Origin of the sequence: Streptomyces glaucus (assembly GCF_039533365.1) — a bacterium.
In the GTDB taxonomy this organism is placed as follows: domain Bacteria; phylum Actinomycetota; class Actinomycetes; order Streptomycetales; family Streptomycetaceae; genus Streptomyces; species Streptomyces glaucus.
Genome location: NZ_BAAATK010000008.1, coordinates 15,561 through 39,739 on the forward strand (window position 1 = coordinate 15,561; position 24,179 = coordinate 39,739).

Below are 24,179 nucleotides of genomic sequence, written 5' to 3' on the forward strand. Positions count from 1 at the left end.
CCAGCCTACGGGGAGGACCCCTTCGCGCGGAGCCGCTGCCGCGGCGTCACGGGCCGCGCGCACCGGAGGATCCGGCCGGCGCCCGCGCGCCGACGGCCCGGGCCGCATCCACCGTCCGGGTGCCGGCGGACGCCGTTCGGCCCGGGCAGCGCGGCGTCCCGAGGCGCTGTTCCTACGTTTGCGACATGAAGATCGGATCGACTTCCCGGGGCGTCGCGTCCGCCTGCGCGCTCGGCGTGGCGGGTCTGCTGGCGCTCACGCCCGCCGCGGTGGCGGGGGGCGGTGCGGGGGCGGAGCCCGGCGCGCCGGGCGGTCCGCGCGCGAGGGTGCCGGGACCGGCCCTGCTGTACCGCTCCGGGACGCAGGTCCGGCCGCGTCCCGGAGCGCCCGGGGTCCCGGACGTCTCCGCCCGGTCGTGGCTGGTGGCCGACGCCCGCACCGGCGAGGTGCTCGCCGCGCACGACGCGCACCGCAGGCTGCCGCCCGCCAGCACCCTGAAGACGCTGTTCGCCCTCACGGTGCTGCCGGTGCTGCCCGGCGGCCTCAGGCACCGGGTCGACGAGCGGGAGCTGCGGGGCATCGGGCCGGGCAGCAGCCTGGTCGGGGTCGCCGAGGGCCGCACCTACCGGGTGTCCGACCTGTGGCACGGAGTCTTCCTCAGCTCCGGCAACGACGCCGTGCGCGTCCTGGCCGCGCTCACCGGCGGCTGGCGGTCCGCGGCCGAGCGGATGCAGGCCAGGGCCCGGGCCCTGGGCGCCCACGACACACGGGTCCTCTCGCCCGACGGCTACGACACCCCGGGCCAGGTGTCGTCGGCGTACGACCTGGCGGTCTTCGGCCGGGCGGGGCTGCGCAGCCGGGAGTTCGCGCGGTACAGCGCCACGGTGCAGGCCGTCTTCCCGGGCCGCGGCAGCGGGCAGTCGTACCCGATCCGCAACACCAACCGGCTGCTGACCGGCGCGGACGGCGTCGAGCGGTACCCGGGGCTGGTCGGGATCAAGAACGGCTACACCAGCCGCGCGGGCCACACCCTCGTCGCCGCCGCCCGCCGGGGCGGGCGCACCCTCGTGGTGACGGTGCTGAACCCCCGGGCGGGCGGCGGCCTCGCCGTCTACGAGGAGGCCCGCTCGCTGCTCGACTGGGGATTCGGGGCGGCCGGCCGGGTCGATCCGGTGGGTTCGCTGGACGCGCTGCGTCCCCGGCCGTGGCCGGGCCCGGAGGCCGGGGGGGCCGCGGCGGCGACCGTGGCGGCGTCGGCGGGCCGGTCCGAGCGCCCCGGCCGGTCCGGCGGTGCGGGGACGATCGCGGGCGCCGTCGGGCTGGGCGTCAGCGCGGTGGCGCTGCTGCTGCTGCTCGCGCTCAGCCGCCTTCCGCGGGAGTGACCGGCCGGCAGCCACAGCAGCAGGCCGAGGGCGACCCAGGTGTAGGCGTTGCTCCCCAGGAAGCCGTCGACGCCGGACGGGTCGTCGGACCACAGCCACACCACACTGGTGCACAGCACCGCGTACAGGCCGCCCGCGACCCGCGGGCGGCCGGCCCGGACCAGGACGGCGAAGGACGGCAGCAGCCACACCAGGTGGTGCACCCAGGTGATCGGACTGACCAGGCACGCGGCGAGCCCGGTCAGGGCGAACGCGGCCGTCCAGTCCCCGGCGGCGGCCGCCCGCCGCGCCCGCCACGCCCACACGCCGAGGACCGGCAGCACGACGGCCGCCCAGACGGCGTGGTCCGTCTCGCCGAGCCGGGCCAGCACGCCCTGCAGGGACTGGTTGGAGACGTAGTCGAGACGGCCGATCCGGGTGGTGTCCCACATCGCCTCGGTCCAGTAGAAGCGCGAGGCGTCCGGGGCGATCCGGGCCGCGAGCGCGGTGGCCCCGGCGGCCACGGCCGTCGCGACGGCCGCCGCGCGCCACCGCCGGGCCACCAGCAGCAGGCCGATGAACAGCGCGGGCGTGAGCTTGACCGCCGCCGCCAGCCCGATGCCGGCGCCCGCCCACCGGGCCCGCCCGGTGGTGAGCAGCCACGCGTCGGCGAGGACCAGGGCCAGCAGCAGGACGTTCACCTGGCCGAAGCTGACGGTGTCGCGCAGCGGTTCGAACAGGGCGAGCGCGCAGGCGACGAGCGCCCAGCCGTACCAGCCGTGGCGGGGCCGGGCCGGTCCGGCCAGGACGCGCAGGACCAGCGCCAGGGCCGCCAGGTCGAGCAGCAGGGCGACGGCGATCGCGGTGCGCAGGTCGAGCAGGGCCATCGGCGCCATGGCGACGGCGGCGAACGGCGGGTAGGTGAAGCCGTACGGCGTGCCGGGCACCCGGTAGTCGTAGAGCCGGCCGCCGCGGTGGACCCAGTTGTCGAGGGCGCCGTGGTAGACGCGCAGGTCGAACCAGTCGCGCAGCAGCGGCACGGTCGCCGTGAAGACGGTCACGGCGGCCGCCAGGACGAACACCAGCAGCAGCCGGCCGCGGTCGGTGCGGGGCGCTCTCACGCGGTCCGCCCCGGGACCGGGACCGGTTCGGCCTGGTGGGCCTGGTGGGCCTGGAACAGCACGACCATCGCGAGCACACCGCCGGAGACGGCCGACACCAGCTGCCCGGCGTCCGCCGGGCCGCCGCCGGGCAGCACCGCCAGCGCGAGCACGCCGGTCACGGCCGCCGTCCGGTGCCGTACGGAGGCGCTGGGCGCGGCGGCGGCGATCAGGAACAGGCCCCACAGGGCGTACCAGGGGCGGATCGCCGGCCCGAGGGCGGCCACCGCGGCCAGGCTCAGACCGAGCGCGTAGAGGGGGCGGGGGCGCAGCCGCAGCCAGATGACGGCGGTCGCGGCCACGGCCAGGGCGATGCCGAGGGTGTGCCAGGCGGGGACGGCGAGCGGCGCCAGATCGCTGCCGAGGTGTTCCAGCAGGGACCGGGTGGCGCGGCCGAGGAGGCTGGTGAGGGCCCAGTTCTGCGGGGAGACGGGGGTGTCGAGGGCGCCGATCCAGCCGTATCCCGTGCCGGCCGCCGCCGTCGCGGCGACCGTGGTGACCGCCGCGGCGGCGGCGGTCGTCGCCGCGGCCCGTACCGGGGGGCGGCCCGCGCGCGCCTGGAGCACCACGACCGCGGCGAGCCCCAGCGCGGCGGGCGCCTTGACCAGGGCGGCGAGGGTGACGAGGACGGCGCCCGCCACCGGCCACCGGCCCAGCGCCGCGACCAGTCCGGCGCCGAGCAGGCCGAGCATGACCGCGTCGTTGTGGGCGCCCGCGACCAGGTGGAGCAGGACGAGCGGGTTGAGCGCGCCGAGCCACAGCGCGGCGGCCGGGTCGGCGCCGCTGTGCCGGGCGAGGCGGGGCAGCGCCGCCGCCATCAGCGCGACGCCGGCCAGCGCGACCAGCCGCATCCCGAACACGCCCGCCGGGATCTGGCCGTGGGTCAGCCCGGACAGGGCGGAGGCCACGGCGAGGAACACCGGCCCGTAGGGGGCGCCGGTGTGCCGCCACAGCGGGGCGACCTCGGCCGCGAGCGGGCCGCCGAGCCGGGACGGGCCGTGTGCGTACACGTCGATGTGCGCCTCCACCATGGCGCCCTGGGCGAGGTAGCTGTAGACGTCCCGGCTGAACAGCGGCGGTGCGAGCAGCAGGGGCGCCGCCCAGACGGCGAGGACGAGCAGCAGGGCGCGCGGCGCCGGCGGTTCGGGCCCGCGGACCGCCCGGCCCAGCGACACCCAGGCCGCGATCAGCAGGACGATGCCGAAGTAGACGCCGACGACGCCCAGGGCGGCGCGGCCGGAAGCCGGGTGCAGGAGTTCCCGGACCGGCAGGGCCCCGGCCGTCTCACCGCCCAGCGCGAGCACGGCGGTACCGGCCAGGCCGAGTATCTGGCAGCGGCGGAGATCGACGGGAAAAGCCATGGCCAACACTCGGCAAGGGTGTCGGTGCCGGGTGGCCGGGAACTGACACGCCGCTCGCCGGGGGGCGGCCTGCGGGTGACCGGCTCGCGATCGGCGCACGGGCACGCGGGCGACGGCACCCGCGGGCGGCGCCCCCGTCGCCCGCCGGTCCCGTCCCCGGTGTCCCGTCCCCGGTGTCGCGGCCTCGGGCGGTCGGGGCCGGGACCGGGGTCCCGGCCCCGCGCCGCGTGCGGGACCGGGACCCGGGTCTCAGGGCGCGGTGGGGGCGAGGTGGGCGAGCGGGTCGAGCGCGCGCACCGGCCGGACGGCGCCGACCGGCCGCCCGCCGCCGAGCAGCGGCTCCCCCGCGAACCCGGCGAGCGCCGCAGGATGTTCGTCGGCGAGGGCGAGAGCGGCCGCCGCGACCGGGATCCGCGCCCGGTCGGCGCCGTCCGCGATCTTCACGGCGACGGCCCGGCCGTCGGGCAGCGCGGCGACCTGGACGCCCTCGAAGCCGTCCTTGGTGAGCAGTCCGGGCACGGCCCGCATCAGCGCGGCCACGTCCCGGCCGGCGCCGGAGGCCATCTCGGCGTGCGCGCGCATCGCGTCCGCCACGCGCGCCTCGGGTGTGCCGGGCGCGGCGGTGACGATGCGGGCGGCGGCGCGGGCGAGGCCGCGCAGGGAGACGGCGAACAGGGGCGCGCCGCAGCCGTCGACGGTCACCCGGGCGATGCGCTGCCCGGTGAGGTCCTCGACGGCCTCGGCGACGGCCCGCTGGAGGGGATGGGCGGGGTCGAGGTAGTCGTCCAGGGACCAGCCGTTGAGCCTGCAGGTGTGGAGCATGGCCGCGTGCTTGCCGGAGCAGTTCTGGGCGAGCCGGGAGGGCGGGCGGCCCGCGCGCACCCAGGTGTCCCGGACGGCCGGGCCGAACGGCAGGTCCGGGACGTTGCGCAGGTCGTCCTCGGTGAGCCCGGCGAGCTCGAGGATGCGCCGGGCGCCGGCGAGGTGGCGTTCCTCGCCGGAGTGGCTGGCCGCGGCCAGCGACAGCAGCTCGCCGTCGAGCGGGAGTCCGGCCCGCACCATGGCGACGGCCTGGACGGGCTTGAGCGCCGAACGGGGGTAGAAGGCGGCCTCGACGTCGCCGAGCCGGAACCGGGTGTCCCCGTCGGGGCCGAGGACGACGACGGAGCCGTGGTGGACGCCCTCCACCACCCCGCCGCGGACGAGGTGGGCGACGGGGGCGTGGAGGGGGTCACGGACGAGGGGTGCGTCCGCGGGGGAACTGGTGCGCATCATTGCCTGGGGGTCGTGGGTCGGTGGAAGGACGTGGCTGCCGCCGGTGGGCGGGGTGCCGCCGTACGGGACAGGATGTCGGTGAGGGTCGTCTCGACGCGGTCGAGGTGGTGGGTCATGGCCTCGGTGGCGTCGCGCTCGGAGCCGTCGATCAGCGCCTCGACGATCGCCCGGTGCTCCCGGTCGGACTGCTCGCGGCGTCCGCCCAGCTCGTTGAGGAAGGCGGACTGGCGGGCCAGCGCGTCCCGGATCTCCTCGATGACCCGGCGGAAGACCGGGTTCTGGGTGGCCTCGGCCACGGCGAGGTGGAAGAGCGTGTCCATCGCGACCCACGCGGTGGTGTCCGTCTCCCGTTCCATGCGGTTCAGCAGACGGGTCAGGTGGTCGAGGTCCTCCGGGGTGCGGCGCAGCGCCGCGTATCCGGCGACCGGGATCTCGACGTGGCGGCGCACCTCCAGCAGATCGCCGGCCGCGTAGTCGCCGAAGGTGGGTTCCTCGACGGTGTCCGCGACGACGAAGGTGCCCTTGCCGGTCCTGGAGACGGTCAGGCCCATGGTCTGCAGGGCCCGCAGCGCCTCGCGCAGCACCGGCCGGGAGACCTCCAGGGTGCGGCACAGCTCCGCCTCGGAGGGGAGCTTGTCGCCGATCGCGTACTCGCCGCGCTCGATGGCGCCGCGGAGGTGGCCGAGCACCGCTTCCATGGCACTGACACGTCGCGGAGCCGGGCCACCTGTCTGGCTGTCTGACAGGTTCACGGAGGTGATCCTGCGGGTGCCGGGAGGCGCCTGTCAAGGAACGGAAGAAACGATTCCGGGCCGGGAGGCCCGCCCGGACTCCTCCCGGCCCCGGATTCGCCGCGCGGCGTCCCGTGGCCGGCGGCCCGGGCGACGGCGATCCGGCGGGGCCCGAAGACGCCGCCGAAGTGCCCGCCGGCGGCCCCCGGCGGCCGGCAGGGGCGGTGCCTACGTCCAGATCGCGCGGGCGAGCGCCACGCCGGCGTACGCCGCCCCCAGACCGGTCGCCACGCTCGCCGCCACGTTGACGGCGGCACGGCGGCCGGCGCCCGTCTCGGCCAGCCGCAGCGTCTCGTAGGAGAAGGTCGAGTACGTCGTCAGCGCCCCGCACAGCCCCGTGCCGAGCAGGAGCCGCAGGGAGGAGCCCGCGGCTCCGGCGATCGTCGCGCCGGTGAGCAGGCCGAGGACGAGGCAGCCGACGACGTTCACCGTGAAGGTGCCCCAGGGGAAGTCCGAGCCGTGGCGGGACCGCACCGCCCGGTCGGTGAGATGGCGCAGCGGAGCGCCGATCATGGCACCCACGATCACCAGCAGCCAGTTCACGCCGGCCCCCCGCCTCGCGTGTCCCCTCGCCCCGGTGCGCCCGGGGCGCCGTCGCGGGCGGCGGACCGGCGTCCCAGGACGCGGCGGGTCCCGGCGGCTGCCAGCGACACCGCCGCGAGGGCCGCGAGCGGGGTCGCGGCGAGGCAGGCCAGGCCCGTGCGGAGGTGTCCGGTGTCGATCAGCTGCTGGACGTCGACGGCGTAGGCGGAGAAGGTGGTGAACGCGCCGAGCACGCCGGTGCCGAAGAACGGGCGCACGAGGCGGTGCGCGGCCCACGCCTCGGTGACGGCCACCAGGAACACGCCGATCACGGCGCAGCCGGCGACGTTGACCCAGAAGGTCGTCCAGGGGAAGCCACCGGCCTGCGCGGGCCACCGCAGGGAGACCGCGTACCGGAGCGCGGCGCCGAGGCCGCCGCCGAGCGCGACCGCCGCGACGACGGGCCCCTGCGAGCGCGGGACGGTCCGGCGGGGGGTGCGGGTCCGGGGGCGGGGGGTCCGGGCGTCCCGGGCTGTCATGTCGTACCTCTCCTACTCGCTCAGGGGGCCCGGACATGCGGGCGCGCGCCTTCAACAAGCAGGGACCGTCGGCGGCGGCACTGCCGCGGTTCGGGGGCGGCGGGCCCCACCGCCGCGCCGCGAGCGGTGGTCGCGGCGCGGTCCAGGGTAACGCGGGCCGCCCGCCGGGTCGTGTCCGGACGAGCCGGGGCCCGGCCGCGGGTGTGCGGCCGGGCCCCGGTGCCGGGGGCTCAGCGGTGGCCGAACCAGGACATCGCCGGCAGTGCCCGGTCGTCGTAGCCGAACAGGGCCTGGTTCTCCCAGCCGTTGCCGGAGGAGGGGTCGGCCGGGTCCCAGCCGTTGCCGGGAACCGCGGTCCAGGTGGCCTCCCAGTAGAAGACGCCGAGGCCGCGGCCGTCCGGGACGGCCTCCACGATGCTCGCCACGTCGTTCATCCAGCGGGTCTGCCCGGCGGTGGACGCCGGGTAGCCGGCCACCAGCTCGTCGGCGGTGTCGATGATGTTCTCGTGCGCGTCCTTGCTGTCCAGCCGGAACGGGTAGGCCGTCTCCGCGACGAAGACCGGCTTGCCGTAGCGGGCGGCCGCGTCGTCCAGGGTCGTCTGGAAGTCGTGGAGCGTGCCGTGCCAGTAGCCGTAGTAGGACAGGCCGATCGCGTCGAACCGCACGCCGTGGGAGACGGCGTTGTCGAACCACCAGCGGGTGCCGGCCAGGTCACCGCCCTTGGCGAGGTGCAGGGCGACGGCGGTGGACGGGCTGACCGCCTTGACCGCGTCGTAGCCGGAGTTGAGCAGGCCGGCGAGCCGCGTCCAGTCGGAGGTGGATCCCTCGTCCCACAGCATGCCGCCGTTGATCTCGTTGCCGACCTGGACCATGTCGGCGGTGGTGCCCTGGGCCTTCAGGGCGTTCAGCACGTCGTACGTGTGCTGGTGGACGTCGGTCTTCAGCTGGTCGTAGGAGTGCCCCGTCCAGGCGGCCGGCTTGGCCTGGGCGCCCGGGTCGGCCCACGTGTCGGAGTAGTGGAAGTCGACCAGCAGCTTCATGCCCTGCGCCTTGATGCGCTTGGCCGTCGCCAGGACGTGGGTCTTGTCGTTGTAGCCGTCGGCCGGGTTCACCCACACCTTCAGCCGGGCGTAGTTCATGCCGGCGGACTTCAGGATGGCGAGCGCGTCGCCGGTGCGGCCCGAGGCGGTCCGGTAGACGCCGCCCCTGGCCTCGCTCTTGGCGAGGGAGGAGATGTCGGCGCCCTTGACGGACAGGCCGGAGGTGCCCGGCGCGAAGCTCAGGTCGTCGACGTTGATCCAGTTGCCGGCGTTCGCGTCGCTGGTGACGCTGATCGTGCACTGGTTGTTCGTCACCTTGACCGGCACGACGATCCGGATCCACCCGTCGGCGGAGACCGGCAGGTCGGTGCGTCGCTCGGCGCCGCCGCAGTTCCTCAGCGCCAGGTACGCCGCGTTCTGCCCGCCGCCGGAGCGGACCCACGCGGTGAGCGTGTAGGGGCCGTTGGCCAGCCCGGACAGGTGCTGGCGGGTCTCCACCTCGTACGCGGAGGACGCCCAGTGGCTCAGGCGGTGGCTTCCGCTGCGGCCGCCGGCCTCGACGTACGAGGCGCCGGTCGCGCCGGACTCCGACCAGCCGGCGGGGGTGGCCGCGCCCGCGCCGTCCGCCTCGAAGCCTCCGTTGACGAGGGTGCTCGCGGCGTGTGCGGCCTGGGCGGGCAGGGCGGTGAGGGCGAGCCCGGCCGCGAGGGGGAGCAGCAGGGCCCTGAGGGTGCGTCTGGGATGGAACATCGTCGTCCGTCGTCCCTTCGACGTGATGGGTTGGGGGATGCCCTCCTGATGGCGCCGGAGGGTTCCCCTCCGCCCGCGGCTCGCGGCTCGCACGGGCGGAGGGGAGTCGGCTCAGCCGTCGAGTCGTACGACCCGGACGGCTCCCGCGGGGACCGTCAGGCGGTCCGCGGCGCGCTCACCGGTCAGCAGCTCGGTGCCGTGCGCCGCCAGCGGCACCTCGGCGTCCGACGCGGTGTGGTTGATCGCGAAGAGGTAGGTGCCCGACTCGCCGGTGCGGCGCACCACTTCGACGTCGCGGGGCAGGCCGGCGCGCGGCGCGACCCGCGCGTCCGCCAGCGCCCGGCCGAGCAGCGCGTCGAGGCCGTCGGCGCCCAGGCGCGTGGAGACGTACCAGGCGGTGCCCTCGCCGAGGCGGTGCCGGGTGACGGCGGGACGGCCCGCGGGCAGGCCGTCGGCGTAGCTCCAGACGGTCTCGGCGCCGCGCGGCACCACGAACTCCGTCCACACGTCGCCGTCGAGCTCGCAGCCGTCCGGGCCGGTGAGGCGCACCCGCTCGCCCGGCAGCAGCGGTGAGAACTCCTCGACGGTCAGGCCGAGCACGTCCCTGAGGGGGCCCGGGTGGGCGCCCTCGTGCACGGCGTCGTGCTCGTCGACGATGCCCGAGAAGTACGACACGACGAGGGTGCCGCCCCCCTCGACGTAGGCCCTGAGGTTGCGCCCGGCCGCCTCGGTCGTCAGGTACAGGGCCGGCACGACGACCAGGGGGTAGGCCGACAGGTCGGCCTCCGGGTGGGCGAAGTCGACCGTGAGGTGGCGGTCGTAGAGGACCTCGTAGAAGGTGTCGGCGCGCTCGCGCGGGTCGTGGTCCTCGCTGGGGCGCCACTGGAGGGTCTGCGCCCACCAGGAGTGCCAGTCCCACAGCACGGCCACGTCGGCCTCGGTGCGGGTGCCGCGCACGGCGGCCAGGGCGTCGACGGCGGCGCCGAGTTCGACCACCTCGCGCCAGACGCGGGTGTCGGTGCCGCCGTGCGGGACCATCGCCGAGTGGAACTTCTCGGCGCCGCGCCGCGACTGCCGCCACTGGAAGAACATCGCGCCCTCGGAGCCGCGCGCCACGTGGGCGAGGGAGTTGCGGGCCATCTGGCCGGGGGCCTTGGCGGGGTTGCGGGGCTGCCAGTTGACGCCCGAGGTGGAGTGCTCCAGCAGCAGCCAGGGCGCGCCCCCGGCCACCGAGCGGGTGAGGTCGGCGGCCATCGCCAGGTTGACGTGGGTGCGGCGGCCGTCGGTGATCAGGTAGTGGTCGTTGGTGACGAGGTCGACCTCGCGGCCCCAGGCCCAGTAGTCGACCGAGTCGCACTGGCTGAGCGCGGTCATGAAGTTGGTGGTGACCGGGACGCCGGGGGACAGGCGGTGCAGGATGTCCCGCTCCATGCGGAAGTTCTCGCGCATGGTGGCGTCGGCGAACCGCCGGTAGTCCAGCGCCTGGGCCGGGTTGCCGACCGTCGGCGTGGTCCGCGGCGGGTTGATCTGCTCCAGGTCCGCGTAGCGCTGGCCCCAGAAGGCGGTGCCCCAGGCCTCGTTGACGGCGTCCACCGTGCCGTACGTCGCCGCGAGCCAGCGGCGGAAGTGGGCGGCGCAGGAGTCGCAGTAGCAGGCCGAGACGGGGACGCCGTACTCGTTGTGCACGTGCCACAGCGCCAGGGCGGGGTGGTCGCCGTAGCGCTCGGCGAGCCGCGTGGTGATGTCCGCGGCGGCGGCGCGGTAGTGCGCGTTGCTGTGGCAGATGGCCGCGCGGGAGCCGAACTCGTAGCGCACGCCCTCGGCGGTCACCGGCAGCGCCTCGGGGTGGGCGCGGTAGAACCAGGCCGGCGGGGCCACGGTCGGGGTGCCGAGGTCGACACGGATGCCGTTGGCGTGCAGCAGGTCCAGGATCCGGTCGAGCCAGCCGAAGTCGTACTCCCCCGGCGCGGGCTCCAGCAGCGCCCAGGAGAAGATCCCGACGCTCACCATGGTGACGCCGGCCTCCCGCATCAGCCGGACGTCCTCGTGCCAGACGCTTTCCGGCCACTGCTCGGGGTTGTAGTCCCCACCGAAGGCGAGCCTGGTCAGGCCCTTGGGGGTGGTCTCCGGCATGGATTCTCTCCCGGGTGATCGATCGATTGGGAACGTGCACACACAACCGCTGCGGCGCGAGGGCAACATAACCGCACAGCAACAACCATTGACAAGTGTCCGGGACGTTTCTCTACTGTGAACGCTCACAGAAGCGTGGCAGGGACTCGCGGCAGGCGGGGACCCGGGCCGGCTCGCATCTGCATGGCAGGTTCCCGCAGCGGGCGGGGACCCAGGTCAGGGGAGATATCCATGCCGTACACGAAGCACCGTCGCCTCGTGACTTCCGCCGTCGCCGTCGCGCTCGGCGCCACCGCACTCGTCGCCTGCGGCTCGTCCGAGGAGGAAGGCGGGGCCCGGTCGGGCCCGGTCTCGCTGACGTACTGGGCCTGGGCGCCCGGCATGGACAAGGTCGTCGACCTGTGGAACAAGGGCCCGGGCAAGAAGGAGCAGATCACCGTCACGGTGAAGAAGCAGGCGTCCGGCGACACGCTGGTCACCAAGATCCTCACCGCGCACAAGGCGGGCGAGGCGCCCGACCTGGTCCAGGCCGAGTACCAGGCGATCCCGACGCTGGTCAGCAATGACGCGCTCGCCGACATAGCGGGCGAGGTCGACGACGTGAAGGGCAGGTTCGCCGACGGGGTCTGGCAGCAGACCACGCTGGGCACGGACGCGGTCTACGCGGTCCCGCAGGACATCGGGCCGATGATGTTCTACTACCGCGAGGACCTGTTCGAGGAGTACGGCCTGAAGGTCCCCACCACCTGGGACGAGTTCGCCGAGACCGCCCGGCAGCTGAAGAAGAAGGCCCCGGACAAGGACCTCACCACCTTCTCCGCCAACGACTCCGGCCTGTTCGCGGGCCTCGCCCAGCAGGCCGGCGCCAAGTGGTGGACGGTCCAGGGCGAGAAGTGGAAGGTCGGCATCGACGACGACGCCACCCGGAAGGTCGCCGAGTTCTGGGGCGGTCTGGTCGAGGAGGGCGTCATCGACAACCAGCCGATGTACACCCCGGCGTGGAACAAGGCCCTCAACACCGGCAAGCAGATCGCCTGGGTCAGCGCCGTGTGGGCGCCGGGCACGCTGACCACGGCCGCGCCCGACACCAAGGGCAAGTGGGCCATGGCCCCGCTCCCCCAGTGGTCCAAGAGCGAGAACCGCACCGGCAGCTGGGGCGGCTCCTCCACCGGCGTCACCACCGACTCCGAGCACAAGGAGGCCGCCGCGAAGTTCGCCGCCTGGCTGAACACCGACCGCGACGCCCTCAACGCGCTGGCGAAGGAGAGCGGCATCTACCCGGCCTCCAGCTCGGCCCAGCTCAGCGGCGCCTTCACCAACCCGCCGGAGTACTTCTCCAACCAGCCCGACTTCTACACCAAGGCCGCCGAGATCGCGAAGACCACCGCGCCGGCCGCCTGGGGCCCGAACGTCAACGTCGCCTACACGTCGTTCAAGGACGCGTTCGGCGCCGCCGCCAAGAACAGGTCGGACTTCGCCGCCGCGCTGGACACGATGCAGGACGACACCGTGGCCGACCTGGAGAAGCAGGGCTTCGAGGTCGCTCGGTGACCAGCACCACGACACGCCGGAGGCCGTACGGGGCCGGGAGGGCCCCGGACACCCGCCCCTCCCCCACCGCCCGCGGCCGGGGGCGGAGCGCCCCCTACTTCTTCCTGTTCCCCGCGACCGCCCTGTTCCTGCTGTTCTTCGCCCTGCCCATCGGGTACGCCGTCTGGCTCAGCTTCCGCAAGGTGCAGGTCTCCGGGCTCGGCCTGGGCGCCGGCGCCCGCAAGGAGGTCTGGGCCGGGCTGGAGAACTACACCGACGCCCTCTCCGACAGCGAACTGCTGGACGGGGCGCTGCGCGTGCTGGGCTACGGCGGCATCGTCGTCCCGGTCATGCTGGGGCTCGCCCTGCTGTTCGCGCTGATGCTGGACTCCGAGAGGGTCCGCCTCGCCCCCTTCACCCGGCTCGCGATCTTCCTGCCGTACGCCATCCCCGGCGTGGTGGCGGCGCTGCTGTGGGGCTTCCTCTACCTGCCGGACGTCAGTCCCTTCTACTTCGTGCTCGACCGGCTGGGCCTGCCGCAGCCCGACCTGCTGGACGGCGGTCCGCTCTACCTGGCCCTGTCGAACATCGCCGTCTGGGGCGGCACCGGCTTCAACATGATCGTCATCTACACCTCGCTGCGGGCCGTCCCGGCCGAGGTGTACGAGGCGGCGAAGCTGGACGGCGCCACGCCGCTGCAGATCGCGCTCCGGATCAAGATCCCGATGGTGGCGCCCTCGCTGGTGCTGACCTTCTTCTTCTCGATCATCGCGACGCTCCAGGTGTTCAGCGAGCCGACCACCCTCAAACCGCTCACCAACTCCGTGTCCACCACCTGGAGTCCGCTGATGAAGGTCTACCAGGACGCCTTCGGCAAGGGCGACGTGCACGCGGCGGCCGCCCAGGCCACGGTCATCGCCCTGGTCACGCTGCTGCTGTCCTTCGGCTTCCTGCGGGCCGCGAACCGCCGGAACAAGCAGGACGCCGGTCGAGGAGCCGCCCGATGAGTTCTCTCGCCATCCGCAAGGCCCAGCCGGCGGCGGGCACCACGCCCGGCGCCGCCCAGGGGCCCCCGCTGCGCCGCCGGATCGCGTTCGTCCCGACGGTGACGCTGCTGCTCGGCGCGGTCTACTGCCTGCTGCCGGTCGCCTGGGTGGTCATCGCGGCCACCAAGTCCGGCCAGGAGCTGTTCTCCACCTTCACCTTCCTGCCGGGCACGGGCTTCACCCGGAACGTCTCGGACCTGAGCGCCTACCGCGACGGCGTCTACTGGCAGTGGATGGGCAACTCCGCCCTCTACGCCGGCCTGGGCGCCCTGCTGTCCACGGCCGTGTCGGCGGTCAGCGGCTACGCGCTCGCGACCTACCGCTTCCGCGGCCGGGAGACCCTGTTCAACGTGGTGCTGGCGGGCGTGCTGATGCCGCCGGTGATCCTCGCCGTCCCGCAGTACCTGCTGCTGGCCCAGGCCGACCTGACGGACTCGTACCTGTCCGTGCTGCTCCCGCAGATCCTCTCCCCGTACGGCGTCTACCTGGCGCGGATCTACGCCGCCGCGGCGGTGCCCGCGGACGTGGTGGAGGCCGGGCGGATGGACGGCGCGGGCGAGTGGCGGATCTTCACGCGTCTGGCGCTGCCGATGATGGTGCCCGGCCTGGTGACGGTGTTCCTGTTCCAGTTCGTGGCCGTGTGGAACAACTTCCTGCTGCCGTACATCATGCTCAGCGACGACGAGAAGTTCCCGATCACGCTGGGTCTGCACACCCTGCTCGAACAGGGCGCCAACACGCCCGCGCTGTACACGCTGGTGATCACCGGCGCGTTCCTCGCGGTGCTGCCGCTGGTCGCGCTGTTCCTGGTCGTCCAGCGGTTCTGGAGCCTCGACCTGCTCTCCGGGGCCGTAAAGTCATGAGCATGAGCAACACGGGGGGCCGACGCAGGGCGCCGACGATCCACGACGTGGCGCGCGAGGCGGGAGTCTCGCGCGGCACCGTCTCACGGGTGCTCAACGGCGGCCACTACGTCAGCCCGGCCGCGCAGGAGGCGGTCAACGCGGCGATCCGCAGGACGGGTTACGTCGTCAACCGGCACGCCCGCTCGCTGATCACCGGACGTTCGGACTCCGTGGGCTTCCTGCTGACCGAGCCGCAGGAGCGGTTCTTCGAGGACCCCAACTTCAACGTCCTGCTGCGCGGCTGCACCCAGGCGCTGGCCGCGCACGACATCGCGCTGCTGCTGATGCTGGCGGGCACGCCGGACGAACGGCGGCGGATCACGCGCTACATCACCGCCGGGCACGTCGACGGGGTGCTGCTGGTCTCCAGCCACTCCGGCGATCCGGTCGCCGAGGAACTGCGCGCGGCCGGGGTGCCGCTGGTGGCGTGCGGCAAGCCGATCGGGCTGGGTTCGAAGGTGAGTTACGTGGCCGCCGACGACCGGGACGGCGCCCGGGACATGGTGCGGCACCTGCTCTCGCTGGGCCGGCGGCGGATCGGCGTGGTCACCGGCCCGCTGGACACGCCGGGCGGTGTCGAACGCCTCGCCGGCTACCGGGAGGTGCTCGCCGAGGCGGGCATCGCCCTCGACGAGAAGCTGATCGTCGAGGGCGACTACAGCCGGGCCGGCGGCGAGGCGGGCGCCGAGCGGCTGCTCGCCCGGGCGCCGGACATGGACGCGGTGTTCGTCGCGTCCGACCTGATGGCGCAGGGCGTGCTGACGGCGCTGCAGCGGGCGGGGCGGCGGGTGCCGCAGGACGTCGCGGTCGGCGGCTTCGACGACTCCCCCGCCGCCGTCGCCGCCAGTCCCGAGCTGACCACCATCCGCCAGCCCTGGGACCGCATCAGCACCGAGATGGTCCGGGTCCTGCTGGCCCAGATGAGCGGCGAGGACCCGGCGGCGGTGATCCTGCCGACGGAGCTGGTGAAGCGGGGGTCGGCCTAGAAATCCCGACGACGGGGCCTGGCGGGGCGGGCCGTCCGGCCGGCGTCCCGGTCATGGGGACGGGTCCGCGACTCGACGTCCCGACGTCGGCACGGAACCGGGCGCGCGGGGCGGGACCTGGAGACCGCCGCCTCGGCGGAGCGTTTCGGCCCGGCATCGCACGTGCCCCGGCACGGGGAGCCGGCCGGGTCGCCGGTCCCGGCTCGTAACGCGGCGGGCCGGGGTCGCCCGCCCGCTCCCGCTCCTCCCCCGCTGTCCTTGCGCATGCACTAATTGCACGCTCAAAGAAGGTGCGGCGCGGTGTTACCGTGCAGGTATGGCAGCGAAAACGGCCAGCGCGCGGCTGGAGGAACGGTGGCGGAACATCCTGTCGGTGCATGCGCGCACGATGTGCGAGATCGATCGGGTGCTGCACCCGCACGGCCTGGGCGCCAGCGACTTCGAGGTTCTCGACGTCCTCGCGTCCGCCACGCCCGAGGAGGAGCGGCAGTGCCGGGTGCAGAACCTGGTCGGCCGGGTCCACCTCAGTCAGAGCGCGCTGTCCCGGCTCATCGCCCGGCTGGAGAAGGACGGCCTGGTGGAGCGGTCGGTCTGCGCGGAGGACCGGCGCGGGGTGTGGGTCGCCCTGACCCGCAAGGGCCGTGACCTGCACGCGCAGGTGCTGCCACTGCAACGGGCCGTGCTGGCGCGCATGCTGGACGAGTAGGCGCCGCGGGCGCAGCGCCTGATGGGTGCCTTCCGGCTGTACGCCTCCCGGCGGGACGGAACGGTCAGCCCTGCGGGCGGGCCAGCAGGGTGCGCACCCCCTCCGAGGTGAGGGTGAGCCGGTGGTCGGAGTTGCCGTCTATGGACAGCGAGAGGTCGTCCGCGGGCCATTGCGCGGCGAGCGCGCCCAGCGGCACCAGACGGTAGCGGGAGACGAACGGCAGCAGCTCCGTCATCTCCAGCTCCGAGGTGAACACGGGCACCACCGGTGTGCCGCCCGGCTGCTCCAGGACGGGCAGCGCCACGGCCGTGGGGTCGGCGGCTTCCGCGTCGTCGGCGTCGTCGGGCACGGGGACGAGCACGTCGCTGCTCGCGAGCGCGTCCAGCGCCGCCCGGTCCTCGGTGTTCTCGACAAGCGCGTCCAGGGCCCGCTGGGCGGGCGTGGCGGTGTTGTCGTTCGCGGGTGTGTCCATGGCAGGTTCCCTGATAGCGACGGTCGTGCGGCCCGCCCGGGACGCGCTCGCCCCGGGGCGCGGTCCAGCCCCGCGTACCCGGTCGCGTCCGGGGCAATCCTGCGCGGTCCGCGCGGGTTCGTCCGCGCCGTGCCCGCGCCGCCCGGAGCGCCGGGGCCCGCGGCGCGTACCGGGCCGTGCGGGACGTCAGCTCTCCCCACCGACCAGCCCGGCGACGGTCGTGACGCGGATCAGCGGCCGGTACAGGTCCATGACGTGCAGCGCCCGGGCGTGGGAGGTGTCGTCCGCGCCCGCGCAGGCGTCGGCGGCGACCAGCACCTCCACCCCGGCGTCGGCGGCGGCGAGGGTGGTGGACAGCACGCAGCAGTCGGTGCTGACGCCGGCCAGGACCAGGCGGCCGTCCGGGCCGACGCGTTCGGCCAGTTCCGGGGTCCACTTGCCGAAGGTCGCGGCGTCCACGACGTCCCCGGCGCGGGCGGCGAACTCGTCCGTCAGCCGCCACAGCGGGGCGTGCGGCGGCTGCCGTGCGAAGGGCCACCGCTCGTAGTAGGCGCGCCAGGCGCCCTCGGGTTCCTCCGGCGCCAGGAAGCGGGTGAAGGTCACCCGGTCGCCGAAGGCGGGCAGCAGACGCCGCACCCCGGCCGCGGCCTCGGCGAAGCGGGGCGCGGCCCACGGGCTGCCGGGGTCGGCGAAGACGCGCTGCATGTCGATGACGGCGAGCCGTCCGCCGGGGCCGGTCACGGCAGCGGCACCCCCTCGCCGGCCGGGCTCGGCGCCTGCGCCTCCTGCCGCCGTACCCGTCCGCGGCCGAACGCCAGGGTGCCGAGAAAGCCGAGGGCGAGGGCGGCCAGGACGCCCAGGTTGGCGTACGCCCAGTCGCCGGTACGGCCGCCCAGGCCGAGCGGGCCGAGCAGATAGCCCTGCCAGTCGAGCCAGTCGGCCGCCGCGTTGGTGACCAGGCCCCAGCCGAGCGCGGTGGCGGCGAGGGTGAGCACCAGCGGGGTGAGGGGTACGTCGCCGTAGCGGCCGGACGGGCGGTAGAGGTCGGGCTCGTCGTAGCCGCGGCGGCGCAGGGCCAGGTCGGCGAGCATGACGCCGCACCAGGCGGCGACGGGGACGCCCAGCGTGGTCAGGAAACCCGTGAACGGGCCGAGGAAGTCGTCGGCGAAGAACACGATGTACACCGAGCCCGCGATCATCAGGAGGCCGTCGACGAGCGCGGCCAGGTAGCGGGGGACCCGCAGGCCCGCCGCGAGCAGGGCCAGGCCGGAGGAGTAGATGTCGAGGACCGCGCCGCCGACCAGGCCCGCCACCGCGACCACGGCGAACGGGACCAGGAACCAGGTGGGCAGGAGCGTCGTCAGCGCACCGATCGGATCGGCGGCGACGGCCGTGCTCAGCTCGCTGGAGGAGCCGGCCAGCAGCAGCCCGAAGACCAGCAGGAGCAGCGGTGCCGACGACGCGCCGAAGGCGGTCCAGCCGACGACGCCCCGGCCCGGCGCGGTGCGCGGCAGGTAGCGCGCGTAGTCGGCGGCGGCGTTGACCCAGCCCAGGCCGAACCCGGTCATCATGAACACCAGCGCGCCGACGAACTCCTGCGCGGAGCCCGCCGGGACGGCGCCGACGGCGTCCCAGCGCACGTGGTCGGCGACGAGCCCGACGTAGACCAGGGTGAGCACGCCGGTGACCACGGTGATCGCCGTCTGCAGGCGCATGATCAGGTCGAAGCCCGCCACGCCGACGACCACGACCAGCGCGCCGACCACGACGAGCGCGACCGCCTTGGTCCCGGTGCCGCCGCCCCAGCCGAGCCGTCCGAGGACGGTCGCCGTGGCCAGGGCGGCGAGCGCGCACAGCACGGTCTCCCAGCCGACGGTGAGCAGCCACGAGACGGCGGACGGCAGCCGGTTGCCGCGCACCCCGTACGCGGCGCGGCTGAGCACCATCGTCGGCGCGGAGCCGCGCTTGCCGGCGACCGCGACGAAGCCGCACAGCAGGAACGAGAAGACGATGCCGAGCGCCCCGGCGGCCAGGGCCTGCCCGAAGGAGATGCCGAAGCCCAGCACGAAGGAGCCGTAGCTCAGGCCGAGGACGGAGACGTTGGCGCCGAACCAGGGCCAGAACAGGGTGCGCGGAGCGCCCTTGCGTTCGGCGTCGCCGATCACGTCCAGGCCGTGCGTCTCCACCGGGAGCCGCCGGGCCGCCGCGCCCGTCCCGGGGGGACCGGGGGAGCCGGAAGCGCCCCGGGAACCGGGGAAACGGGAGGAACCCGGGGAACCGGGGGAATCCGAGGAGCCCGCCATCGTCGACCTGTCTGTTCGGACGTGTTCCGCGCAGGCTAGGCGGGCCGGCCGTGAGGATCAAGGGCGCGCCCGCGGCCGACGCGCACGGGTGCGGTCGCCCGGCCCGCAGGTGCCCGCCGCGGCGACGGGGTTGCCCGGGAGGCCCGGGGGGTGTCGAGCCGCGGACCGGAGAAGCGCTCATGGCCCCGCGCGGGCCCGCCGGTACGGCTGCCGCCCCCTCACGCCGGGCGGGACCGGACGACCGCGACCGGGCACTGCGCGTGGTGCAGGACGGCCTGGCTGACCGACCCCAGCAGCAGCCCGGTGAAACCGCCCCGGCCGCGCGCGCCGACCACGACGAGCTGGGCCCGGGCGCTGGCGTCGATCAGCGTGGGCCTCACCCGGCCCCGCACCAGCCGGCGGTGCACGGCGACGTCCGGATGCGCCCGCGCGGGGCCGGACAGCGCCCCGGCGAGCACGCGCTCCTCCTCGTCGCGCAGGTGGTCCTCGTCGTACGTGACGAAGGGCGGGTCGGCCGGGCCGTCGTAGGCGCGTCCGGTGCGGGTGGTCCACACGTGCAGGGCGACCAGGTCCGCGCCGCGCAGGGACGCCTCGGCGAAGGCGAACTCGACGGCTCCCCGGGCCGCCGGCGAGCCGTCCGTCGCCAGCAGGACGGGGCCCGTCGGATCGGGCCGTCCGCGCACCACCAGGACCGGGCAGCGGGCGTGGGCCGCCAGGTGCACGGCCGTCGAGCCGAGCAGCAGGCTGCCGAAGGCGCTCAGCCCCCGGCTGCCGATCACCACCAGCGAGGCGGTGCGCGACTCGATCTCCAGAACCGTCACCGGCTCGCCCACGACGACCTCCCGCGCGACCTCCACCCGCGGAGCGGCCGCGCGGGCCCGCCGTTCCGCCCCGGCCAGGGTGCCGTCCACCATCTCCCGCAGCCCCGGCGGGCCGTGGCGCCACGGCGGCACCCCCGGCGGCACGTGCACCGACGGCCAGCCGAAGGCGTGCACCAGCCGCAGCCCCGTCCCGCGCAGACCGGCCTCACGCGCCGCGACCTCCACCGCCTCCAGGCTGGAGGGCGACCCGTCCACCCCGGCCACCACCGGATCCACCATGCCGGCACCTCCTCGTCCCCACGGCCCCGGGTTCCCCCTTTCCAGCCTCCACCGGCACGCGGCCGAGCGCGCGGGGGTCAGTCGGGCAGGACCAGGCGGCAGATCTCGCCCGGCTGGACGCGGAACGCGCGGTCGGGCAGGTGGACGTCGACCGGGAGGCCGTCGGAGGAGGAGACGGCGATGTCCAGGTGCCGGTGCTCCAGCCGCAGCCGTACGCCCCAGTTGCCGTGGTAGCGGAGGGGGAAGCCGTACGAGGACAGCTCCGGCAGGGGGACGGGGTCCAGCCGGAGGGCGCCCGCGCGGGTCTCCAGGCCGGTCAGGCCGCGCTGGACGAGGTCGAGCGTGCCGGCCATGGCGCCGAGGTGGATGCCCTCGCCGGTGGTGCCGCCCTGGAGGTCGGCGACGTCGCCCTTGAGGGCCTCCTGGCAGAACGCCCACGCCTCGGCGCGCCGGCACCGGGCCAGGATCCAGCCGTGGACCAGGCCGCTGAGGGTGGAGCCGTGGCTGGTGCGGCCCAGGTAGTAGTCGACGGTGCGCCGCCAGGTCTCCTCGTCCAGCCGGTGTCCCAGCCGGGCGAACAGGCCCTGGAGCTCGGTCGGCGAGAAGAGGTAGCCGAGCATCAGGGCGTCGGCCTGCTTGGACGCCTGGTAGCGGTTGACGGTGTCGCCCTCCGCCTCCAGGATCCGGTCCAGGCGGCGGATGTCGCCGTACCGCCCGCGGTAGCCGTCCCAGTCGAGCTCGGCCAGGTCGCCGTACCCCTCGAACTGGCTGATGACCCCGTCGTGGAAGGGCACGTGCAGCGTGCGCGAGACCTCCTCCCACCGCTCCAGCTCGCCGCCGTCCAGCCCGGTGCGTTCGACGAGTTCGCGGCGGCGGGGCTCGGGCAGCGTCCGCAGCACCTGGAGCGTGCGGGCCAGCACCCAGGCGGCGGTGACGTTGGTGTACGCGTTGTCGTCCAGGCCGGGCAGGACCGCCCCGGGGTAGGCGTCGTGGTACTCGTCGGGGCCGACCACGCCCCGGATCCGGTGCCGCCCCAGAAAGCCGTCCCAGACGGCCGAGTCCGCCCAGAAGCGCGCGATCTGCAGCAGCATCTCGGCGCCCTTGGTGTGCAGGAACTCGGCGTCGCCGCCGGCCTCGCAGTACTGCCACACGTTGTACGCGATCGCCGACCCGACGTGGTGCTGGAGGTGGGAGTGGTCCGGCAGCCAGCGTCCCGAGCGGGGGTTGAGGTGCAGTTGCTGCGTCTCCTCGCGTCCGTCGCTGCCGCTCTGCCACGGATACAGCGCGCCCCGCCGGCCGATCGCCCGGGCCGCGGCGCAGGCCCGCTCCAGACGCCGGTGCCGGTAGTGCAGCAGGGCGCGGGACACCTCGGGGAAGTGCAGGTTGAGGTAGGGCAGGACGAACAGCTCGTCCCAGAAGACGTGGCCGCGGTAGGCCTCGCCGTGCAGCCCCCGGGCCGGTACGCCCACGTCCAGGTCGGCGGTGTGCGGGGAGAGCGTCTGCAGCACGTGGAACAGGTGCAGGCGCAGGATGTGGCCCGCCTCGCCGGGGACCTCCAGCTCGGCCCGGCGCCACAGCTGGGCCCAGGCCGTCAGGTGCGGTCCCAGCAGCTCGTCGAAGCCGGGGGCGGCGCCCACCCGGTCGAGGGCGGCCTGCAGCGGGCTGCTGATGGCCGGGTCGCGCGAGGTGTGCAGGGCCACGGTCTTGTCGACGGTGACGGTGGTGCCGGGCTCCAGGCGCAGCCGGGTCCGCTGGACGGCGCGCGGGGGTTCGTGCGCGTCCAGGACGGGCGCGCCGGCCGTCACGCGCGACGCCATGCCGATGCGGATGTCCGAGGTGCGGGTGCGGCAGCGCAGCCACACCGTGCCGGGTGCGGCGGTGCCGGAGTGCACGTGGGTGAGGTGGCGGCCCTCCAGGTCGCGGTAGCGGGGCACCCCGGCGTTGGTGACGCCCCCGTCGAGCGCGGCCGTCACGACCAGCTCCGCCGGGCCGGGGCCGTGCAGCGTGAACTCGGTGCGCAGGGCGGCCAGGTGCGGGTCGGCCATGTGGACCAGGCGCTGCTGCCGCACGGACAGCTCCCGGTCCCCGCCGAGCCCGTACCGGGTGGCGCGTTCCAGCAGGCCGCTGTCCAGGTGCAGGACCTGGCGGTGGTGGAGGACCGGCGCCGTCTCCGGCGTGAGCCACTGGCCGTCCGCGAGGCGGAAGGCCAGCGGCAGCCAGTTGGGCAGGTTGACCAGGTCCTCGTTCTCCACCCGGCGGCCCGCGACGAGCGAGGTCAGCCGGTTGTAGCAGCCGGCCGCGTAGGTGGCCGGGTAGTGCACGTCGTCCGCGGCGCACTCGGGCAGCGCCCCGCGGGTGGCGAAGTAGCCGTTGCCGAGGGTGCACAGCGATTCCCTCAGGCGCTCGTCCGAGGCGTCGTACCCCTCGTACTCCCAGGTCCGGTCCGTCACCGCGGTGGTCCCCCTTCGAGCGGTCTCCGTCCGCCGGGTACCCCGGATCCCGGTGCCGTGCCGCACCGGTCCCGCCCGGCTCCCGCGGCGGCCGGGTCCGCCCGGGCCGGCGTCCCGGCCGGCCGGGGCGCCTGCCCCGGCCGGCCGCCGGGCGGCCCGGGTGTTTGTCCGGCCGGCGGGACGGTCACCCGGGGCCCCATCCGTGAGCGAGCGACGGGCCCTGCGGGAGTCGGACGGAAGATGGTCGTCAGCGGATCACCGTGGCCGCCCGCCCACGCGGGCCGGCGGCGCCCGCCCGCCCGGCGGACGGGGCGCCGGCCGTGAACCGGCTGGCCGGCCTGGTCCACCGGGGCTGGAACCGGCTGGGCGCCTACGACCTGGTCCGGCGCGGCCGTGATCTGGAGCTGATGCACCGGGCCCTGGGCTTCGCCACGCTGGCCCTGGTCACCCTGGCCCCGCTGCTGATCGTGGTCGCCGCCGCCGATCCCCTGGGACGTGGCGGCTTCGCGTCCTGGCTGGTCGACGGCATGGGGCTGTCCGGCCGTTCGGCGCAGGTCCTGACGGACGTCATCAGCCCGCCGCGCACGGTGATCGGCACCACGAGCGTGCTGGGCGGGGTCGCGCTCGTCGTGTTCGGGGTGACGTTCGCGGGCAGCGTGCAGAACGGCTACGAACGGATCTGGGACCTGCCCGCCGGTCCGTGGCACCGCGTCTGGCGGCAGGCGGTGTGGCTGCTCGCGCTGACCGCGTACCTCTACCAGGAGGTGCAGACCCGGGCCCTGCTGCCCGGGCCGCTGCGGATCGCGCTGACCTCGACGACCGGCGTCCTGTTCTTCTGGTGGGGCCAGTCCTTCCTGCTGGGCGGCCAGGTCCGCCCGCGGGACCTGTTGCCGGGCGCGCTCGCCACCATGGCGGGGCTGATCGGACTGCGGGGTTTCTCCTACTTCGTCTTCACCCCGCTGATCGTCACCAACGCGATCAGCTACGGCGCCGTCGGCATCGTCCTCGTGGTGGAGTCCTGGCTGATCGGCGTCGGGTTCGTCGTGCACGGCGGCGCCCTCCTCGGCCGCTGGCTGCTGGACCACCACGGGTGGCCGCGCACCGGCGGCTGACCGTCGCCGGGCCGCCGCCGATGCCGCGCGCTACTCTGCGCCCATCGAACCATTTGCCCGTTATGGGAGGTTTCATGGCCGTGCGTCTCAATCCCTATCTCAGTTTCGCCGGTGACGCCCGGCAGGCTCTGGAGTTCTACCAGGAGGTCTTCGGCGGCACGCTCAGGTTCAGCACCTATGCCGAGTTCGGCCCGCCGGACGCCCCGGGCGCCGACAGGATCATGCACGGCATGCTGGAGACCCCGGACGGCCTGGTCCTGATGGGCGCCGACGCCCCGCCCGGCACGGACCACATCCCGGGCAACAACTTCGCCGTGAGCCTGAGCGGCGACGACGACGCCGGACTGCGCGGCTGCTGGCAGCGGCTGTCCGCCGGCGGCGAGGTGGTGATACCGCTGGAGAAGCAGGTGTGGGGCGACGTGTTCGGCATGTGCACGGACCGTTTCGGCGTCCCCTGGATGGTGGCCATCGGCCGGCCGAGGAGCTGACCCCGGCCGCCCCGCCGGCCCCGGCGGCTTCCGTCGGCGGGACCAGGGTGCGGGCCGCGTCGGCCGGCGGCGCACGCACGGGGCGTCCCTCCTCCTCGTCCGCTCGCCGCGGGCGGGTGGACGCCGCGCGAAGGCCGCGCGGATGTCCC

20 protein-coding genes and 1 pseudogene are annotated in these 24,179 nt (G+C 74.9%); 8 read left to right on the top strand and 13 right to left on the bottom strand.

Annotation, left to right across the window (positions count from 1 at the left end; translation table 11 throughout):
• Positions 1-185: 185 nt before the first annotated feature.
• A pseudogene (locus ABD363_RS08265) lies at positions 186-1,025 on the top strand (D-alanyl-D-alanine carboxypeptidase family protein); the annotation flags it as partial.
• Positions 1,026-1,111: 86 nt separating this feature from the next.
• Here ABD363_RS08265 and ABD363_RS08270 read toward each other — a convergent pair.
• The 8 genes from ABD363_RS08270 to ABD363_RS08305 all read right to left on the bottom strand — a co-directional run bounded on the left by ABD363_RS08270 (position 1,112) and on the right by ABD363_RS08305 (position 10,932).
• On the bottom strand, positions 1,112-2,482 hold the full coding sequence (locus tag ABD363_RS08270) for a glycosyltransferase 87 family protein (protein ID WP_344601192.1): 1,371 nt from the start codon (positions 2,480-2,482) through the stop codon (positions 1,112-1,114).
• On the bottom strand, positions 2,479-3,882 hold the full coding sequence (gene mptB / locus ABD363_RS08275; protein WP_344601194.1) for a polyprenol phosphomannose-dependent alpha 1,6 mannosyltransferase MptB: 1,404 nt from the start codon (positions 3,880-3,882) through the stop codon (positions 2,479-2,481). The genes ABD363_RS08270 and mptB overlap by 4 nt, the downstream gene beginning before the upstream one ends.
• 249 nt (positions 3,883-4,131) lie before the next feature.
• Complete coding sequence (locus ABD363_RS08280) at positions 4,132-5,154, bottom strand: asparaginase (RefSeq protein WP_344601463.1); 1,023 nt, start codon at positions 5,152-5,154, stop codon at positions 4,132-4,134.
• Positions 5,154-5,909, bottom strand: a complete 756-nt coding sequence (locus tag ABD363_RS08285) for a FadR/GntR family transcriptional regulator (RefSeq protein WP_344601196.1) — start codon at positions 5,907-5,909, stop codon at positions 5,154-5,156. The genes ABD363_RS08280 and ABD363_RS08285 overlap by 1 nt, the downstream gene beginning before the upstream one ends.
• A 207-nt stretch (positions 5,910-6,116) precedes the next feature.
• Positions 6,117-6,491: a fluoride efflux transporter CrcB gene (gene crcB, locus ABD363_RS08290; RefSeq protein WP_344601198.1), complete on the bottom strand. Its 375-nt coding sequence runs from the start codon at positions 6,489-6,491 to the stop codon at positions 6,117-6,119.
• Positions 6,488-7,009: a fluoride efflux transporter FluC gene (locus ABD363_RS08295; RefSeq protein ID WP_344601200.1), complete on the bottom strand. Its 522-nt coding sequence runs from the start codon at positions 7,007-7,009 to the stop codon at positions 6,488-6,490. The genes crcB and ABD363_RS08295 overlap by 4 nt, the downstream gene beginning before the upstream one ends.
• A gap of 230 nt (positions 7,010-7,239) precedes the next feature.
• A complete protein-coding gene (locus tag ABD363_RS08300) occupies positions 7,240-8,799 on the bottom strand; it encodes a glycoside hydrolase family 53 protein (RefSeq protein ID WP_344601202.1) in 1,560 nt (519 codons plus the stop codon).
• A gap of 111 nt (positions 8,800-8,910) precedes the next feature.
• Entirely contained in the window at positions 8,911-10,932 is a 2,022-nt protein-coding gene (locus ABD363_RS08305; protein WP_344601204.1) for a beta-galactosidase, read from the bottom strand.
• A gap of 231 nt (positions 10,933-11,163) precedes the next feature.
• On the opposite strand from ABD363_RS08305, the gene ABD363_RS08310 reads away from it, so the two are divergent.
• The 5 genes from ABD363_RS08310 (at position 11,164) to ABD363_RS08330 (ending at position 16,105) form a co-directional block, all read left to right on the top strand.
• Entirely contained in the window at positions 11,164-12,483 is a 1,320-nt protein-coding gene (locus tag ABD363_RS08310) for an ABC transporter substrate-binding protein (RefSeq protein ID WP_344601206.1), read from the top strand.
• Positions 12,480-13,469: a carbohydrate ABC transporter permease gene (locus ABD363_RS08315; protein WP_425577953.1), complete on the top strand. Its 990-nt coding sequence runs from the start codon at positions 12,480-12,482 to the stop codon at positions 13,467-13,469. The genes ABD363_RS08310 and ABD363_RS08315 overlap by 4 nt, the downstream gene beginning before the upstream one ends.
• Positions 13,466-14,371, top strand: a complete 906-nt coding sequence (locus ABD363_RS08320) for a carbohydrate ABC transporter permease (RefSeq protein ID WP_344601208.1) — start codon at positions 13,466-13,468, stop codon at positions 14,369-14,371. Before ABD363_RS08315 ends, ABD363_RS08320 begins: the two co-directional genes overlap by 4 nt.
• Entirely contained in the window at positions 14,368-15,399 is a 1,032-nt protein-coding gene (locus ABD363_RS08325) for a LacI family DNA-binding transcriptional regulator (RefSeq protein ID WP_344601210.1), read from the top strand. Before ABD363_RS08320 ends, ABD363_RS08325 begins: the two co-directional genes overlap by 4 nt.
• A gap of 316 nt (positions 15,400-15,715) precedes the next feature.
• Positions 15,716-16,105 (top strand): MarR family winged helix-turn-helix transcriptional regulator, encoded by a 390-nt coding sequence (locus tag ABD363_RS08330; protein WP_344601212.1) that lies wholly within the window; start codon positions 15,716-15,718, stop codon positions 16,103-16,105.
• Between the two features lie 64 nt (positions 16,106-16,169).
• Here ABD363_RS08330 and ABD363_RS08335 read toward each other — a convergent pair whose 3' ends face one another.
• The 5 genes from ABD363_RS08335 to ABD363_RS08355 all read right to left on the bottom strand — a co-directional run bounded on the left by ABD363_RS08335 (position 16,170) and on the right by ABD363_RS08355 (position 22,430).
• A complete protein-coding gene (locus tag ABD363_RS08335) occupies positions 16,170-16,577 on the bottom strand; it encodes an SseB family protein (protein WP_344601214.1) in 408 nt (135 codons plus the stop codon).
• 186 nt (positions 16,578-16,763) lie between these two features.
• Entirely contained in the window at positions 16,764-17,282 is a 519-nt protein-coding gene (locus tag ABD363_RS08340) for a cysteine hydrolase family protein (protein WP_344601467.1), read from the bottom strand.
• 32 nt (positions 17,283-17,314) lie between these two features.
• Positions 17,315-18,763, bottom strand: coding sequence for a purine-cytosine permease family protein (locus ABD363_RS08345; protein ID WP_344601216.1), 1,449 nt, complete (start codon positions 18,761-18,763; stop codon positions 17,315-17,317).
• Between the two features lie 335 nt (positions 18,764-19,098).
• Positions 19,099-19,980, bottom strand: a complete 882-nt coding sequence (locus tag ABD363_RS08350) for a universal stress protein (protein WP_344601218.1) — start codon at positions 19,978-19,980, stop codon at positions 19,099-19,101.
• Positions 19,981-20,057: 77 nt separating this feature from the next.
• The gene (locus ABD363_RS08355) at positions 20,058-22,430 is read right to left on the bottom strand and encodes a glycoside hydrolase family 65 protein (protein ID WP_344601220.1); all 2,373 of its coding nucleotides are present in this window, start codon (positions 22,428-22,430) and stop codon (positions 20,058-20,060) included.
• A 320-nt stretch (positions 22,431-22,750) separates the two neighbouring features.
• On the opposite strand from ABD363_RS08355, the gene ABD363_RS08360 reads away from it, so the two are divergent.
• Together ABD363_RS08360 and ABD363_RS08365 are read left to right on the top strand one after the other, a co-directional pair.
• A complete protein-coding gene (locus ABD363_RS08360; protein WP_344601222.1) occupies positions 22,751-23,542 on the top strand; it encodes a ribonuclease BN in 792 nt (263 codons plus the stop codon).
• A 74-nt stretch (positions 23,543-23,616) separates the two neighbouring features.
• On the top strand, positions 23,617-24,030 hold the full coding sequence (locus ABD363_RS08365; RefSeq protein WP_344601224.1) for a VOC family protein: 414 nt from the start codon (positions 23,617-23,619) through the stop codon (positions 24,028-24,030).
• Positions 24,031-24,179: the final 149 nt, after the last annotated feature.

Coding starts and splice junctions, on each gene's coding strand:
- mptB (WP_344601194.1), bottom strand. CDS start 3,882: ATGGCTTTTCCCGTCGATCTCCGCCGCTGCCAGATACTCGGCCTGGCC.
- ABD363_RS08280 (WP_344601463.1), bottom strand. CDS start 5,154: ATGCGCACCAGTTCCCCCGCGGACGCACCCCTCGTCCGTGACCCCCTC.
- ABD363_RS08340 (WP_344601467.1), bottom strand. CDS start 17,282: ATGCAGCGCGTCTTCGCCGACCCCGGCAGCCCGTGGGCCGCGCCCCGC.
- ABD363_RS08300 (WP_344601202.1), bottom strand. CDS start 8,799: ATGTTCCATCCCAGACGCACCCTCAGGGCCCTGCTGCTCCCCCTCGCG.
- ABD363_RS08365 (WP_344601224.1), top strand. CDS start 23,617: ATGGCCGTGCGTCTCAATCCCTATCTCAGTTTCGCCGGTGACGCCCGG.
- ABD363_RS08305 (WP_344601204.1), bottom strand. CDS start 10,932: ATGCCGGAGACCACCCCCAAGGGCCTGACCAGGCTCGCCTTCGGTGGG.
- ABD363_RS08325 (WP_344601210.1), top strand. CDS start 14,368: ATGAGCATGAGCAACACGGGGGGCCGACGCAGGGCGCCGACGATCCAC.
- ABD363_RS08350 (WP_344601218.1), bottom strand. CDS start 19,980: ATGGTGGATCCGGTGGTGGCCGGGGTGGACGGGTCGCCCTCCAGCCTG.
- ABD363_RS08295 (WP_344601200.1), bottom strand. CDS start 7,009: ATGACAGCCCGGGACGCCCGGACCCCCCGCCCCCGGACCCGCACCCCC.
- ABD363_RS08310 (WP_344601206.1), top strand. CDS start 11,164: ATGCCGTACACGAAGCACCGTCGCCTCGTGACTTCCGCCGTCGCCGTC.
- ABD363_RS08320 (WP_344601208.1), top strand. CDS start 13,466: ATGAGTTCTCTCGCCATCCGCAAGGCCCAGCCGGCGGCGGGCACCACG.
- ABD363_RS08330 (WP_344601212.1), top strand. CDS start 15,716: ATGGCAGCGAAAACGGCCAGCGCGCGGCTGGAGGAACGGTGGCGGAAC.
- ABD363_RS08335 (WP_344601214.1), bottom strand. CDS start 16,577: ATGGACACACCCGCGAACGACAACACCGCCACGCCCGCCCAGCGGGCC.